Raw genomic sequence first — 14,766 nt, 5'->3', positions numbered from 1 at the left:
TGTGGCCTTGCATGCGGTACGGCGCGGCCAGCTGTGCGGAGATGATGCGTGCGTCCAGCCCCATCGCTTGCAGCCGGCGGCCCCAGTGGTGGGCGCTTGAGCTGGCCTCCATCGCCACGAGGCAACCAGTGGGCAATTGCGCGCACCATGGCAGGAACTGATCGCGTCGCAGCGCCCGGCTGGTGATCACCCGGCCGCGCCTATCCACCGCGTGCACCTGGATCACCTGCTTGGCCAGGTCCACACCCACCCGGGTGGCTTCCCGGCAACGTTCGCCTCGTGTAATCTGCTCCACGGACTTCCCCTTTCCAAAGCTTCAGATTGATGAATTCGCAACCACCAATCTTGGCGCTCTTTGTCGCCGTTGCAGGACTGGGGATGTCCCTTCGTATTCCCATCGAGCGACAGATCGACACGCAAGCGTCCTCAAAAGAAGCTTCATTGGCCGGGCTGTGCGGCGCGCTGATCGGCATGTCGCTTGTGCCGGGTCTCGTGTGGGGCGCCGTTTATGCAACGTCCGGGCATGTGCACGAAGGGGTCGGAGCGGCCTACTTCCTCCCGCTTTCCCTGTTGTTGTTTCCTATCGCAATCGTCGCGGTAAAGTGCTTCGAGAGAGCTGGTGCATTCGGGACCAAGCGGTTCACGTGGCTTCTCGTCACCCTCGGTGTGTCAGCCGCACTGCTCATTGCCCCATATCTAGCCATGCGAGCCGTGAACTAAGAAGCGCGTCAACGACACGATGCCCAATCATTCCATCGAACGGACGTGGAGCTTGCACCGATTCCGTCGACACTCTCACCGAACGCAAATGGGTGTACCGATGACATCGACGCAAGCTCCGGGCGGAATCGTTCAGCCTCAAGGCTCGCGCCGGTTCCAGCAGTGACCGAGGGCAGCAGATGAAAAGACGGCGGGCGAGAAGCAGCGGCGTGCGCAATCCCGTGCGAAACGCGGCGCTTTTCGGTCTCGCCACCGTCGTCAGCATCGTTCTTGTTCTGCTGGGCGCGATGGACATGCGAGAAACCGGCCGGACCGGGTCCCCGCTGCTGGCGCTGGGGCTGTTCCCTGCACTGCTGTGCCCTGTCTTCTTCGTTCACTACTGGAGCAAGATCCGGGTATTTCGCGAGCTGTACAACGGGCGGAGTGTCATTGCACGCTGGACGGTGCCAGCCGACCAGTTCCATCGCTTTTGCGAAGAAGAACAGCGCATCCCCGCCGGAAGCGTCATGACCAACTTCTACAAACCGCCGCGGACCATTCCCGCGGCAGGCCTGGAAGTGATCTTCGGCGATGACGGCGTGCTGATCGGCGGCGGCTATTTCCCCCTGTCGGCGACGTGCGGCCGGCGCCTTCACAGCGTGCGTTACCTCGCCTCCCGCCCTCCGTCGATCGAATTCGGCATGGTTATGAATACGACGGTCCATACTTCGAGCGCCACGGTCAACACCTATCGCACCGAGGAAACGCTGCGCGTGCCCGTGGCGACGGACGCCACCGCGCCGGCCGGTCAGGTGGTGCGCCGATATCAGGCCATCATCGATGGAAGGTGAGTGGCGGGCCCACGGCCTGGCCATGCGCGCAAGCAGCCGCGCTGGCGGCCGGCCGCCGGCTTTCGCTGTTGAGCCACAACACATCGTCCGGACTCTTTGGAAGGCGCTTGCATGAACTGGTATTTCTTCGCAGCGGCGGTTCTCACCTTCGTGATCGGTGTGGCGCATTCGGTGTTGGGGGAGCGCATGGTCTTTCACCGCATGCGGCGGGCAGGCCCCATTCCCACCGATGGCGGCACGCTCCTGCGCGAGGGTCACGTTCGCATACTGTGGGCGAGCTGGCACGTGGCCACGGCGCTCGGTTGGTGCGTCGCGGCAGCGCTCGTTGGCTTCTCGCTACCTTCGTCCAACGCGCAAGAAGTGCTGATCGTGGCCCGCGCCATCATGGTCGCCATGGTGGCGTGTTCGCTGCTGGTACTGGTGGGGACCAAGGGCCGGCACCTGGGCTGGGCAGGCTTTCTCGGTGTCGCGGTGCTGACGGGCTTGGGGCTTTATGCGTAGCGGTTCTGTGTTTACTGTTGCGCGCGCCCCGTAGACCCAGCGAGTCGACGACATCTCAGCCGAGAAGCCGCCCCATCGAGCAGACGATCCGCAGCCCGCGCCATCGCCCGCCAAGCCCCGCTGAAACTTCATTGAGCCGCCTCATGGATACCGTCGAGGAACATCCTCATTCTTTCCTGCCAGGAGCATGGCCCTTCTCCGAGCCGATCAACAGGCTCGCCTACATCTCGGTGCGCGCACTCCACGGTGGCGACCCCGTGCTGCAGGTCTTCCATGACCACGACGGAGATTGGCAGTTGCTGCATGGCGGGGCCACCGACGAAGACGATTGCAAGATCATCTGCCTCGGCTGCGCCTACGAGCGTGACAGCTCCATCGGCATCCTGTCCGGCCTTCCTGCCGGGTGGGCCGCCTACAGAGAGTCCCCAGACGGCCCCTGGCGTTGTGAGCCGTATGAAGATGACGACTCGGAAGAGGACTGACGGTTCTTTCAAACGCTCGCCATACGTCCATGGAAGTCGCGCTCGCACTGGCTATCGTCGTCATCCCGTTGGGACTCAGTGTCCAAGCCACCCGCCTCGTCGTAGGAGATGTTCTCTGCGAACGCAGGCAGAAGCTCGCACAGCTGCTGCTCGTGTGGCTCGTTCCCCTGATCGGTGCGGCGATCGTCTTGGCCGTGCATCGATCGGCGCAGGCGCCCTCGCGCCGGTATCGGGAGCCGGTGGATCCGGGCGATGACTTCGGGCTCTCGGGCCGCTCCGTCAAGAACATTCAAGAGACCCTCGATGGTGCCGACTAGCTTGCCACAGGGCCTGCAGCGGGCATCGGGCTGCTTTCCGGATCGAAACCTGCAATGAACCTGCTCATCTCTCCCCTGTCAGCCGAAGACCGCTCCAGCTGGGAAGCCCTGGCGCGGGGCTACAAGGCGTTCTACCAGACCGAGGTGTCCGCCGCCGAGTACGACACCGCATGGGGCCGTCTTCTTGAACAAGACGGGGTGTTCGGTATGGGCGCGCGCGCCGATGGCGTGATGGTTGGCATCGCTCACTACCTTTTCCACACGAGCACCTGGGCCCCCGAGATCTGCTATTTGCAAGACCTGTTCGTGTCCCCGCAGGCCCGGGGAAAAGGCGTTGCCCGGGCGCTCATCGAGGCCGTGGCAGCACGGGCCCGGCAGGCGGGGGCCGCGCGCTACTACTGGCTGACGCAAGAGCACAACGCCGCTGCGCGCGCCTTGTACGACAAGGTGGGCAAGTTCAACGGCTTCATCCGCTACGACTTTCCCCTTTGAGCGGCGCGCTGCCGTCTCGGCTTTCCACGCTTCACCGGTGTCCCAGCTGCCCCACCCTGCTGATCGCCAGCCCCGCGGCCGCGGTCCGCGTCTCCACGCCGAGCTTCTCGAACACATGCTCCAGGTGCTTCTTCACGGTGGCCGGGCTCGAGCCCAGGATGTCGGCGATGTCGCGGTTGGTCTTGCCCTTCACCACCCAGTACAGCACCTCGCCTTCCTTGGCGGTCAGCCTGAAGGCATGCGTCAAGGCGTCGATGGCCGACGCATCCGACGCTTCGCGCATCACCAGCAGCCATTCGCCGTCGCCGGTCTGCTCGTGCAGTGCGAACACCAGCCGCCGCGCGCCCTGCACGATGGTCATCGTGACCGGCTCGCGGCTGTCGGGGTGGCGGGCTGACTGCGTGCGCACCCACGCCAGCACGGCTTGCGGCACCACCGGCTCACGGCAGCCCAGGTAGTCCTGCAGGAAGCGGCGCGCCAGCGGCGTCTGCCACACCACGCGACCGTCGCTCGAGCGCACCACCATCGTCGCGTGCCCGAAGGCATCGAGCGCATTGCGGGCCTGCCGTGCCAGCCGTGCGCCTTGCACGTGGGCGACGATGCGCGCCAGGACTTCCTTGGGCTTGATGGGCTTGGTGACGTAGTCGACCCCGCCGGCCTGGAAAGCAGCCACCACATGCTCGGTTTCGGTCAGGCCGGTCATGAAGACGATCGGGATGTGGCCGGTCTCGGGCTGGGCCTTCAGCCGGCGCGCCACCTCGAAACCGTCCATGCCGGGCATCACGGCGTCGAGCAGGATGATGTCGGGCACGGCCTGCGCGGCGCGCTGCAGCGCGCTGTCGCCGTTGGTGGCCACCAGCACGGTGTAGCCCGACTCGTCGAGCGCGTCGTGCAACACAGCCAGGTTGTCGGGCACGTCGTCGACGATCAGCACCACGTCGCTCGCGGTGCGGTCGATGCGGACGGCGTCGGGCGAGGGATCAGAAAGCATGGCTGTCATCGCGGGCCTGGCGCAGAACGTGGGTCATGGCTTCGAGCTGGAACTGTCGCGCCAGCTCGCGCAGGCGGCGAACATAGGCCCCGTGGCGGGCGTCCTCCGCCTCGATCTCGTCGAGCAGCTTGAGAATGCCTCTGAAATAGCCCAGGTCGATCAGCTCCTGCAAGGCCTGCAGGCGGTGTTCGGGCGGCACGGCGTTCTCGGCCACCGTCGGCACTGGTGCGGGCTGCGGCGCTACGCGGGCCGTGTCGGTCCATTCGAGTTGCAGCCGCTGTCCCAGCCAGTCGAGCAGTTCGCTCAGGCGCACCGGCTTGACCAGGAAGTCCGCCGGCGTGATGCCGACGTCGTTGTCCAGCCCCTTGTCGAAGGCGTTGGCCGAGACGATCGCCACGTGCGCACCGCTCAGGCTTTCCCGGCGTATCGTGCGTATCGTCTCCCAGCCGTCGATGCCGGGCATCGCCAGGTCCATGAAGATCGCGTCGGGCTCGAAAGCCGAGGCGCGCAGCAGGTCCAGGCAGGCATGCCCGGACGCCGCCTGCCGCAGCTCGAAGCCCAGCGGTTCCAGCAGGCTCACCAGCAGGCCGCGGTCGTCTTCCTCGTTGTCGACCACCAGGATGCGCCGACGCGGCCCCAGGTAGCCCGTGCGCGGCTTCGGCAACACCTGCTCGGCCACGGCGGCATGCAGCTGCGGCAGGAACAGGCGGATGCGAAACAGCGTGCCCTGCCCCACGGTGCTGCTCACGGTCATCTCGCCGCCCATCAGGTCGGTCAGCATCTTGCTGATCGTCAGCCCCAGGCCGGTGCCGCCGCTCGGGCCGCTGCCGGCGGCCGACCCACGCGCGAAGGGCTCGAAGATGCGGCTGATCTCCTCGGGCGCGATGCCGGGCCCGGTGTCCTCGATCTCGAACAGCGCCAGCTCACGTGCGTATTTCAGGCGGAACACGACGCGGCCGCTGGTGGTGAACTTCACCGCATTGCCCGCCACGTTGAGCAGGATCTGCCGCAAGCGCTTCTCGTCGGCACGCACCACGTCGGGCACGGTGCCGAGAAACTGCGTCTCGAACGCGATGCCCTTGCCGGCCGCCTGCAGCTCGAACATGCGGGCAATCTGCTGCACGCATTCGGCAAAGCGCATCGGCTTGACGTCGAGCGTGAGCTTGCCGCTTTCGATGCGGGCAATGTCCAAGGTGCCCTCGATCAGCGACAGCAGGTGGTCGCCACCGCGGCGGATCACGGTCACGGCCTGCCTGCGGTGCGCCGGCAGGCTGTCGTCCTCGTCGAGCAACTGTGCATAGCCCAGGATGCTGTTGAGCGGCGTACGCAGCTCGTGGCTGATGGCCGAGATGTAGCGGCTCTTGGCCTGGTTGGCCTGCTCGGCCTGGCGCTTGGCCTGCTGCAACTGTTCGTCGGTGCGTCGGTGCGAATCGATCTCGCGCACCAGCAGATGCGTCTGGCGGTTGGATTCCTCCTGCGCCACCTGGCGGCTCTTGTGGGCCAGCACCAGCCACCAGGCCACCACGCCGCCGACCACCACCAGCGACGCATACACCTTCACGAAGGCGAGGCGCAGCGCCGGCTCCAGCTCCGCCGCGCGGGTGCCGAAGGACCGCAGCTCCTGGTGATAGACCAGCATGAACAGCACGCCCAGCGCCGGCACGATCACGCCCATCAGCAGCAGGAAGTGACCCAGCTCGGTGTTCAGCCGTGCCCACACCGGCCGCGGCAGCAAGGCTTTCGCGGCGGCCAGCCATTGCGCCGACAACCGCGCCTGCGGCTTGCACAGGTCGTGGCAGCGCGCGTCGAGCGAGCAGCACAGCGAGCAGATCATGCCCTGGTAGGCCGGGCAGCGCGCCATGTCGTCGCGCTCGTATTCGCCTTCGCACACGGTGCAGCGGTACACGCCCTTCAAGCCGCCGGCCGACGTGGCCAGCGGCGGCTCGGGCCGCCGCGCGAGGTAGTAGCGGCCTTTCGTGATCCAGGCGATCGCCGGTGCGGCGATGAATGCGGTCAACAGGGCGATCAGCGCCGAGAACGCCTCGAACGCGGGACCGAAGAAGCCCAGGTTGGCGGCGACCGACAGCAGCGAAGCAATGCCCATGGCACCGACGCCGACCGGGTTCACGTCGTACAGGTGCGCACGCTTGAACTCGATGCCCGGCGGCGACAGCTTCAGCGGCTTGTTGATCACCAGGTCGGCCACCACGGCCATCATCCACGAGATGGCGATGTTGGAGTACAGCCCCAGCACCTTGCCCAGCGCCTGGAAGACGTTGAGCTCCATCAGCATCAGCGCGATCAGCGTGTTGAACACCACCCACACCACCCGCCCGGGGTGGCTGTGCGTGACGCGAGCGAAGAAGTTGCTCCACGCGAGCGAGCCGGCGTAGGCGTTGGTGACGTTGATCTTGAGCTGCGAGATCACGACGAACACGGCGGTCGCAGCCACGGCCCAACCCACGTGAGAAAAGACATAGCCATACGCCACCAGGTACATCTGGTTCGGGTCCACCGCCCGGTCCACCGGCACCGAATGGCTGATCGCCAGGTACGCGAGCAACGCGCCGCCCAGCATCTTCAACACGCCAGGCACCACCCAGCCGGGGCCGCCGATCAACACGCCGGCCCACCAGCGCACGCGGTTGCGGGGGGTTTTCTCGGGCATGAAGCGCAGGTAGTCGACCTGCTCGCCCATCTGCGTCATCAGCGCCACGCCCACCGTCATCGCGGCACCGAACTGCAGCAGGTCGAACTGCGCCGGCCCGCCGCCCTGGCCGCCGTACCCGATCAGCCCGGTCAGCGCCGCCGGGTTCTGGTCGAACACATAGACGAAGGGCAGCACCAGCATCACCAGCCAGACCGGCTGCGTCCACACCTGCAACCGGCTGATCACGGTGACGCCGTGCGTGACGAGCGGGAGGACGACCAGCGCACAGATCAGGTAACCCCACGCGGGCGGGATGTCGAAGGCGAGTTCGAGGGCGTACGCCATGATGGCCGCCTCGAGCGCGAAGAAAATGAAAGTGAAGCTGGCGTAGATCAGCGAGGTGATGGTCGAGCCGATGTAGCCGAAGCCGGCGCCGCGGGTCAGCAGGTCCATGTCGACGCCGTGCCGGGCGGCGTAGACGCTGATCGGCAGCCCGGCCAGGAAGATGATCAGCCCGGTGGTGACGATGGCCCAGAAGGCATTGAGAAAGCCGTACTCGACCAGCAGCGTGGCGCCCACCGCCTCCAGCACCAGGAACGAGGCGGCACCGAACGCGGTGTTCGCCACCCGCAGTTCCGACCACTTGCGGAAGGCTCGCGGCGTGAAGCGCAGCGCGTAGTCCTCCAGGGTTTCGCTGGCCACCCAGCTGTTGTAGTCTCGCCGGACCTTGATCACGCGTTGCAGCGCCTCGCCGGTGCCGGAGGTGGCACCGGGCGCAGGCAGCGGCGGCGAAGCAATCGGGTCCATGTCTTGCATTGAATGCAGCTAAGGCCTGAGCGGTTCGCAATTTCGATGCCTCGACGACGGCCACGCCAGGAATGCCATGGAACTGACGCCCCGCGAAAAAGACAAGCTGTTGATCTTCACGGCCGCCCTGCTGGCCGAGCGCCGCAAGGCCCGCGGCCTGAAGCTCAATTACCCGGAAGCCGTGGCGCTGATCAGCGCGGCCATCATGGAAGGCGCGCGCGACGGCAAGACCGTCGCGCAGCTGATGAGCGAGGGCAAGAGCGTGCTCGCCAGGGCCGACGTGATGGACGGTGTGGCCGAGATGATTCCCGAGATCCAGGTCGAAGCCACCTTTCCCGACGGCACCAAACTGGTGACGGTGCACCAACCCATTGCATGAACCGCACCGAATGCGTGCAAACAATGCCCCATCGGAGAACCTGATGAAACGAGCCGCGACTTTTCTGCTGCTGGGCTTGACCGGCCTGACTGTTCAAGCGCACGAAGGCCACAGCCTGCCCGGCACGCACCATTGGCATGCCACCGACGTGTTCGGCTACGTGGCGCTGGCCGCCGTGATCGGCGCGGTCTGGTGGTGGTCGGGGAGGAAGTGATGGGCGTGCCCGGTGAACTGCTGACCGACGGCCCCGACCACACGCTCAATCCGGGCCGCCGCACCATCACGCTGGTGATCGAAAACACCGGCGACCGCCCGATCCAGGTCGGCTCGCACTACCACTTCGCCGAGACCAACGGCGCGCTCAAGTTCGACCGCGCCGCGGCACGCGGCATGCGCCTGAACATCGCCTCGGGCACGGCGGTGCGCTTCGAGCCGGGACAGCAGCGCACCGTCGAACTGGTCGACTATGCCGGTGATCGCCTGGTCTACGGTTTCCGCGCACAAGTCCAGGGAGCGCTCTGATGGCCACCGTGCAACGACGTGCCTATGCCGAGATGTTCGGCCCCACGGTGGGCGACCGCGTGCGGCTGGCCGACACCGATCTGGTCATCGAGGTCGAGCGCGACTACACGCTGGCCGCCGGCGGATACGGTGAAGAAGTAAAGTTCGGCGGCGGCAAGACCATCCGCGACGGCATGGGCCAGAGCCAGCGCGTCAACGGCCCCGGCGCGATGGACGCGGTCGACTGCGTGCTGACCAACGCGCTCATCGTCGACCACTGGGGCATCGTGAAGGCCGACATCGGCATCAAGGGCTCACGCATCGTCAAGATCGGCAAGGCCGGCAACCCCGATGTGCAGCCGGGCGTCGATATCGTCGTCGGCCCCGGCACCGAGGTGATCGCTGCCGAGGGCATGATCGTCACGCCGGGCGGCATCGACACCCACATCCACTGGATCTGCCCGCAACAGATCGAAGAAGCGCTGGCCTCGGGCATCACGACCATGCTCGGCGGCGGCACCGGCCCGGCCACCGGCACCTTTGCCACCACCTGCACGCCCGGCCCCGAGAACATCGCGCGCATGCTGCAGGCGGCCGACGCCTTCCCGATGAACCTCGGCTTCTTCGGCAAGGGCAACGCCAGCCGCCCCGAGGCGCTGCGCCAGCAGGTCGAGGCCGGCGCCATTGCACTGAAACTGCACGAGGACTGGGGCACCACGCCGTCGGCCATCGACACCTGCCTGACGGTCGCCGAAGAGACCGACGTGCAGGTGGCCATCCACACCGACACGCTGAACGAGAGCGGCTTCGTCGAGGACACCATCGCCGCCTTCAAGGGCCGCACCATCCACACCTTCCACACCGAAGGCGCGGGCGGCGGCCACGCACCGGACATCCTCAAGGTGGTCGCAGAGGCCAACGTGCTGCCCTCGTCGACCAACCCGACGCGGCCCTACACCGTCAACACCATCGACGAGCACCTCGACATGCTGATGGTGTGCCATCACCTCGACGCCAGCATCGCCGAGGACCTCGCCTTCGCCGAAAGCCGCATCCGCCGCGAGACGATCGCCGCCGAGGACATCCTGCACGACCTGGGCGCGATCAGCATGTTCAGCTCCGACTCGCAGGCCATGGGCCGCGTGGGCGAGGTGATCCTGCGCTGCTGGCAGACCGCGCACAAGATGAAGCAGCAGCGCGGCCCGCTGCCCGGCGACACCGGGCGCCACGACAACGCGCGCGTGAAGCGCTATGTCGCCAAGCTCGGCATCAACCCCGCCATCTCGCACGGCATCTCGCACGAGGTGGGCAGCATCGAGGAAGGCAAATGGGCCGACCTGGTGCTGTGGAAGCCGGCCTTCTTCGGCGTGAAGCCGGCGCTGGTGATGAAGGGCGGCTTCATCGCGATGGCCGCAATGGGCGACCCGAACGCGTCGATCCCGACCCCGCAGCCGGTGCACTACCGCCCGATGTTCGGCAGCTACGGCGGCGCACTGGCACGCACGTCGCTGACCTTCCTGAGCCAGGCCGCGATGGCCGCCGGCGTGGCCGACGCCTACCGGCTGCACAAGACGGTGGCTGCCGTCCGCGGCTGCCGCAGCGTAAAGAAGGCACACATGGTGCACAACGGCTACGCACCCGCGATGCAGGTCGATCCGCAGACCTACGAAGTGCGCGCCGACGGCCAGTTGCTGACCTGCGAGCCGGCCAGCGTGCTGCCGATGGCGCAGCGATACTTCCTGTTCTGACCCGCCCACACCGGGCATCACGCACAGGTGTACCGCATGCTCACCGTCAACAAGCTCCTTTCGCAGGGCCGCGGCCTTGCCCCCGTGCTGCTCAAGCGCGCCGCCACGGTCGAACTCGACTGGGACGTGCGGCAGAAGAGCCGCTTCGACGCCACCGACTCGCAGGGCCGCACGCTCGGCGTTTTCCTGCCCCGCGGCACGGCAGTGCGTGGCGGCGACGTACTGGTGGCCGAAGACGGCTCGCTGGTCCGCGTGCTGGCCGCGCCGCAACCGGTGCTCGTGGTCAGGCACTGTGCCGAGCACGGTAGGCCCTTCGACCTGCTGCGCGCGGCCTATCACCTGGGCAACCGGCATGTGCAACTCGAACTGCAGCCCGACCATCTGAAGCTCGAACCCGATCATGTGCTGGCCGACATGCTGCGGCAGATGCACCTGATCGTCAGCGCAGCCCAGGCGCCCTTCGAGCCGGAAGGCGGGGCCTATGCGGGGGGGCACGCGCACGGACACTCGCATGCGCGCGACGATGATCATGAGCACGGGCACGCTGGCCATCACCATGGCCACTCGCACTCACCGGCCGAGGTAAAGATTCACGTGCACGGCCCGAACTGCAAGCACGACCACTGATGTCCGCCGCCACCCTGCTGCAGTTGATGTGGCTGGCCTCGCCGGCACTGCCGGTGGGCGGCTTCAGCTATTCCGAGGGGCTGGAGGCCTGCGTCGACGACGGCCGAGTGACAAACGAGGCGCAGGCAGGCGACTGGTTGCTCGACCAACTCGCCTTGAGCCTCGGCCGCGGCGATCTGGCTGCGCTGGCGTCGGCGATCGGCGCATGGCGCAGCGGCGACACGCAGCGCATCGGTGTGCTGAACGACTGGGTGCTCGCCACGCGCGAGTCGGCCGAACTGCGCCAGCAGACCGAACAGATGGGCCGCTCGCTGCTCGAATGGTTGCGCAACCGGGGCAACGACGACCGTCTCGCCACGCTCGCGGCCCTGAAACCCGCCCCCGCCTACCCGATCGCCTATGCGCTCGCCGCGGCGCAAACGGCCGCCCCGGTGCACGACGCGCTGCTTTCGTTCGCCTTCGGCTGGGCCGAGAACATGGTGCAGGCGGCGATCAAGGCCGTGCCGCTCGGCCAGAGCGCCGGGCAACGCATCCTCGGCCGGCTGGCCGGCGAGATCCCGGCGGTGGCGGCACACGCCCTGCGCCTCACCGACGCCGAACGGCAGGCGTTCACCCCGATGCTCGCGATCCTCTCGTCGCGGCACGAAACCCAATACTCCCGATTGTTCCGATCATGACCACGACCCTGCACTCCATCGCCGGCCGCACCAAGAAACTGCCGCCGCTGCGCGTCGGCGTGGGCGGCCCCGTCGGTTCAGGCAAGACGACGCTGGTCGAGATGCTTTGCAAGGCGATGCGCGAGCACTACGACCTGGTCGTCGTCACCAACGACATCTACACCAAGGAAGACCAGCGCCTGCTGACCGTGGCCGGTGCGCTGGAGCCCGACCGCATCATGGGCGTCGAGACCGGCGGCTGCCCGCACACCGCGATCCGCGAGGACGCCTCGATCAACCTCGAGGCGGTCGACCGCATGCTCGACAAATTCCCGAACGCGGACATCGTTTTCATCGAGTCGGGCGGAGACAACCTCGCCGCCACCTTCAGCCCGGAATTGTCCGATCTGACGATCTACGTGATCGACGTGGCCGCCGGCGAAAAGATCCCGCGCAAGGGCGGCCCGGGCATCACCAAGAGCGACCTGTTCGTCATCAACAAGACCGACCTCGCACCGCACGTCGGTGCCGACCTGGCCGTGATGGAGGCCGACACGCAGCGCATGCGCCCGTCGCGGCCCTTTGTCATGACCAACCTCAAGACACGGGCCGGCCTGGCCGACGTGATTGCCTTCATCGAACGCAAAGGTCTTTTGACCTCGTCGTGACCGAATCGCCGCCGACCCGCGTTTTCCCTGGTGGAAAGCTGTCGCGCGCGGGACATTTACGATTTGGTACACCCCTCTAGTCTTGCGTCATCGCACCGCAGAGCGCTTCACAATGGCGCCCTTCCGAGGAGACACGATGATCAAGACGCCCCACCGGGGTTCACGCCGGCAACTGCTCAAGGCAGCCGGAGCCGCCGCGGCGGCGTGCGCAGCACCCACCTGGGTGCGCGCGCAATCCGACACGTTGCTGATCGGCCAGACCGCGGCGCTCAGCGGCCCGCTGGCCTTTCCGTTCGTCGAAATGAACAAGGGCATCAAGGCGGCGTTCGACGAGGTCAATGAGCGCGGCGGCGTCGAGGGCCGGCGCCTCGAACTGCGCAGCCTGGACGACGGCGGCGTGCCGCAGAAAGCCACCGAGAACGCGAAGCAACTGGTGGGTGCCGACAACGTGTTCACCTTCTTCGCCTGCGGCGGCACCACCAGCGTGCTGGGCATGATGCCGGTGGCCATGCAGGCCAGGGTGCCTCTCATCGCACCGGCCACGGGCTTCGATGCATTGCGCGCGTTCAACCCGCTGGTGATCCACGCCCGCGCCAGCTACTCCACCGAGATCGCGAAGATCGTGCAGCACCTGGGCACGACCGGCCAGACGAAATGCGCGGTGGCGTACTCCGAGAATCCCTTCGGCAAGGCCACGCTGGCGGCATTCGAAGCGGCGGCCAAGCAGCACAAGAACACCGACTGGAAAGCCTTCCTGCTGGGCGACTCGCCCGAGGACATCCCGAAGCTGGTCGACGAGATCGCCGCGTGGCAGCCGAACTCGCTGACCTCGTTCGCGGTGGGGGCCAGTGGCATTCCGTTCTACCGTTCGCTGCGGCCGCGCATCGCGGGTGCCGCGCCGTTCTCGATCTCTTTCCTCGGCACCAAGCCGCTGCTCGACGCCCTGGGCGAAGCCGCCAAGGGCATCGCCGTGGCCCAGGTCGTGCCGAACCCGGACAGCGTCGTGCTTCCCGTCGTCAAGGCCTACCAGGCCGCGATGAAGAGATCAGGCTTCCCCACCACCGGCCATTCGTCGCTCGAGGGCTACGTCAGTGCGCGTCTGCTGATCGAGGGCCTGCGCCGCGGCGGTCGCGGCGTCACGCGCGAGCGCTTCATCGGCGCCTTCCATTCCATGCGCCCGTACGACATGGGCGGCTTCGAGCTGGCGTACGGCCCCAAGGACCACGAGGGCTCCAACTACGTCGAGCTGACCTACTACAACGGCGAACGCTTCCGCCGCTAGCGAGCGCAGCGGCAGGGCAGGTACCTGCGACCGCCGTGTCTCAGCGCAGTGATCCAGCGCTGCGCAACGCACGCACGGCGCCCTCGCCGATGGACGCACCGAAACGCTTAGCCAGGCGCTCGGCCACGTTCTCGCGCGGGGTGTAGTCGATCACCTCTTCGGCCTTGACCACTTCGCGCGCGACATAGTCGAGCGTGCCGAACTGGTCCACCAGCCCCAGCGCCACGGCCTGTTCGCCGTTCCAGAACAGGCCCGAGAACAGTTCGGGGGTTTCCTTCAGACGGCCTTCGCGGCCCTCTTTCACCACAGCGATGAACTGCTGGTGGATCTGGTCGAGCATCGCCTGTGCATAGGCCTTCTCCTCGTCCGACTGCGGCGAGAACGGGTCGAGGAAGCCCTTGTGCTCGCCGGCCGTCAGCAGGCGGCGCTCGATGCCCAGCCGATCCATCAGCCCGGTGAATCCGAAGCTGTCCATCAGCACGCCGATCGAGCCGACGATGGACGCCTTGTCGACGTAGATTTCGTCGGCGGCCACCGCGATGTAGTAGGCGCCAGAGGCGCACACCTCCTCGATGACGGCATAGACCTTCTTCTTGTGCAAGGCTTTGAGCCGACGGATCTCGTCGTTGATGATGCCTGCCTGCACCGGGCTGCCGCCGGGCGAGTTGATGCGCAGCACCACGGCCCGGGAGCCCGGGTCCTCGAAAGCGCTGCGCAGGGCCGACAACAGGTTCTCGGCACTGGCCTCGGCTTCCAGGGCGATCTCGCCGCGCACTTCGATCAGCGCGGTGTGCGGACCGGCGGGCGCGGTGCTGGCAGCGCCCTGCAGCATCAACGCCACCACCACAAAGGCGGCCAGCAGCAGCCACGACAGCCGGAAGAAGATGCGCCAGCGCCGCTCGCGCTTGCGATCGAGCAGGTAGGCGCGGGCCAGTTCGGCCACCAGGCCGGTGTCGGCCGCCGTCGCCGCTGCAGGTGCCGCCGCGGGCACGGGCGCGGGCGCGGGCGCGGCGTCATCGTACGAGCTCGAAGCGGAGCCAGGGTCGAGGGAACTCATGAGCGTGTCCGGAAGAATGGGGGAAGACGGAAGCGACGCTGGCCGTGTCGGTGGCGTC

Annotated in this window: 17 protein-coding genes and 1 pseudogene; 14 read left to right on the top strand and 4 right to left on the bottom strand. The window is 66.9% G+C overall.

Annotation, left to right across the window (positions count from 1 at the left end; all coding sequences use genetic code 11):
- Nucleotides 1-295, bottom strand: a pseudogene (locus M8A51_RS15300) (IS110 family transposase); the annotation flags it as partial.
- Nucleotides 296-324: 29 nt separating this feature from the next.
- Here M8A51_RS15300 and M8A51_RS15295 point away from each other — a divergent pair.
- The 6 genes from M8A51_RS15295 to M8A51_RS15270 all read left to right on the top strand — a co-directional run bounded on the left by M8A51_RS15295 (nucleotide 325) and on the right by M8A51_RS15270 (nucleotide 3,342).
- Complete coding sequence (locus M8A51_RS15295) at nucleotides 325-720, top strand: hypothetical protein (protein ID WP_251779331.1); 396 nt, start codon at nucleotides 325-327, stop codon at nucleotides 718-720.
- A gap of 209 nt (nucleotides 721-929) precedes the next feature.
- Nucleotides 930-1,550: a hypothetical protein gene (locus tag M8A51_RS15290; protein WP_251779330.1), complete on the top strand. Its 621-nt coding sequence runs from the start codon at nucleotides 930-932 to the stop codon at nucleotides 1,548-1,550.
- Between the two features lie 111 nt (nucleotides 1,551-1,661).
- Nucleotides 1,662-2,051, top strand: a complete 390-nt coding sequence (locus tag M8A51_RS15285) for a hypothetical protein (protein ID WP_251779329.1) — start codon at nucleotides 1,662-1,664, stop codon at nucleotides 2,049-2,051.
- Nucleotides 2,052-2,194: 143 nt separating this feature from the next.
- Entirely contained in the window at nucleotides 2,195-2,533 is a 339-nt protein-coding gene (locus M8A51_RS15280; protein WP_251779328.1) for a hypothetical protein, read from the top strand.
- 29 nt (nucleotides 2,534-2,562) lie between these two features.
- The gene (locus tag M8A51_RS15275) at nucleotides 2,563-2,850 is read left to right on the top strand and encodes a hypothetical protein (RefSeq protein WP_251779327.1); all 288 of its coding nucleotides are present in this window, start codon (nucleotides 2,563-2,565) and stop codon (nucleotides 2,848-2,850) included.
- A 54-nt stretch (nucleotides 2,851-2,904) separates the two neighbouring features.
- Nucleotides 2,905-3,342: a GNAT family N-acetyltransferase gene (locus M8A51_RS15270; protein WP_251779326.1), complete on the top strand. Its 438-nt coding sequence runs from the start codon at nucleotides 2,905-2,907 to the stop codon at nucleotides 3,340-3,342.
- Nucleotides 3,343-3,373: 31 nt separating this feature from the next.
- Here M8A51_RS15270 and M8A51_RS15265 read toward each other — a convergent pair whose 3' ends face one another.
- Entirely contained in the window at nucleotides 3,374-4,342 is a 969-nt protein-coding gene (locus tag M8A51_RS15265) for a response regulator transcription factor (RefSeq protein ID WP_251779325.1), read from the bottom strand.
- Entirely contained in the window at nucleotides 4,323-7,790 is a 3,468-nt protein-coding gene (locus M8A51_RS15260) for a hybrid sensor histidine kinase/response regulator (RefSeq protein ID WP_251779324.1), read from the bottom strand. The genes M8A51_RS15265 and M8A51_RS15260 overlap by 20 nt, the downstream gene beginning before the upstream one ends.
- A 76-nt stretch (nucleotides 7,791-7,866) precedes the next feature.
- On the opposite strand from M8A51_RS15260, the gene M8A51_RS15255 reads away from it, so the two are divergent.
- The 8 genes from M8A51_RS15255 to M8A51_RS15220 all read left to right on the top strand — a co-directional run bounded on the left by M8A51_RS15255 (nucleotide 7,867) and on the right by M8A51_RS15220 (nucleotide 13,651).
- Nucleotides 7,867-8,169 (top strand): urease subunit gamma, encoded by a 303-nt coding sequence (locus M8A51_RS15255; protein ID WP_251779323.1) that lies wholly within the window; start codon nucleotides 7,867-7,869, stop codon nucleotides 8,167-8,169.
- A 43-nt stretch (nucleotides 8,170-8,212) separates the two neighbouring features.
- The gene (locus M8A51_RS15250; protein WP_251779322.1) at nucleotides 8,213-8,383 is read left to right on the top strand and encodes a hypothetical protein; all 171 of its coding nucleotides are present in this window, start codon (nucleotides 8,213-8,215) and stop codon (nucleotides 8,381-8,383) included.
- Complete coding sequence (locus M8A51_RS15245; protein ID WP_251779321.1) at nucleotides 8,383-8,691, top strand: urease subunit beta; 309 nt, start codon at nucleotides 8,383-8,385, stop codon at nucleotides 8,689-8,691. Before M8A51_RS15250 ends, M8A51_RS15245 begins: the two co-directional genes overlap by 1 nt.
- The gene (ureC, locus tag M8A51_RS15240) at nucleotides 8,691-10,418 is read left to right on the top strand and encodes an urease subunit alpha (RefSeq protein ID WP_251779320.1); all 1,728 of its coding nucleotides are present in this window, start codon (nucleotides 8,691-8,693) and stop codon (nucleotides 10,416-10,418) included. The genes M8A51_RS15245 and ureC overlap by 1 nt, the downstream gene beginning before the upstream one ends.
- A gap of 36 nt (nucleotides 10,419-10,454) precedes the next feature.
- Nucleotides 10,455-11,045: an urease accessory protein UreE gene (gene ureE, locus M8A51_RS15235; RefSeq protein WP_251779319.1), complete on the top strand. Its 591-nt coding sequence runs from the start codon at nucleotides 10,455-10,457 to the stop codon at nucleotides 11,043-11,045.
- Entirely contained in the window at nucleotides 11,045-11,722 is a 678-nt protein-coding gene (locus M8A51_RS15230; RefSeq protein WP_251779318.1) for an urease accessory protein UreF, read from the top strand. The genes ureE and M8A51_RS15230 overlap by 1 nt, the downstream gene beginning before the upstream one ends.
- Nucleotides 11,719-12,369: an urease accessory protein UreG gene (gene ureG / locus M8A51_RS15225; protein WP_251779317.1), complete on the top strand. Its 651-nt coding sequence runs from the start codon at nucleotides 11,719-11,721 to the stop codon at nucleotides 12,367-12,369. The genes M8A51_RS15230 and ureG overlap by 4 nt, the downstream gene beginning before the upstream one ends.
- 136 nt (nucleotides 12,370-12,505) lie before the next feature.
- On the top strand, nucleotides 12,506-13,651 hold the full coding sequence (locus M8A51_RS15220) for an ABC transporter substrate-binding protein (protein WP_251779316.1): 1,146 nt from the start codon (nucleotides 12,506-12,508) through the stop codon (nucleotides 13,649-13,651).
- 40 nt (nucleotides 13,652-13,691) lie between these two features.
- Here M8A51_RS15220 and sppA read toward each other — a convergent pair whose 3' ends face one another.
- Nucleotides 13,692-14,708 carry a signal peptide peptidase SppA gene (sppA, locus tag M8A51_RS15215; protein WP_251779315.1) on the bottom strand — a complete coding sequence of 339 codons (1,017 nt, stop codon included), beginning with the start codon at nucleotides 14,706-14,708 and terminating at the stop codon, nucleotides 13,692-13,694.
- Between the last annotated feature and the right edge of the window lie 58 nt (nucleotides 14,709-14,766).

The organism is Caldimonas mangrovi (genome assembly GCF_023721835.1).
GTDB lineage: Bacteria > Pseudomonadota > Gammaproteobacteria > Burkholderiales > Burkholderiaceae_C > Caldimonas > Caldimonas mangrovi.
This window is presented reverse-complemented; position numbering and strand designations above follow the sequence as displayed.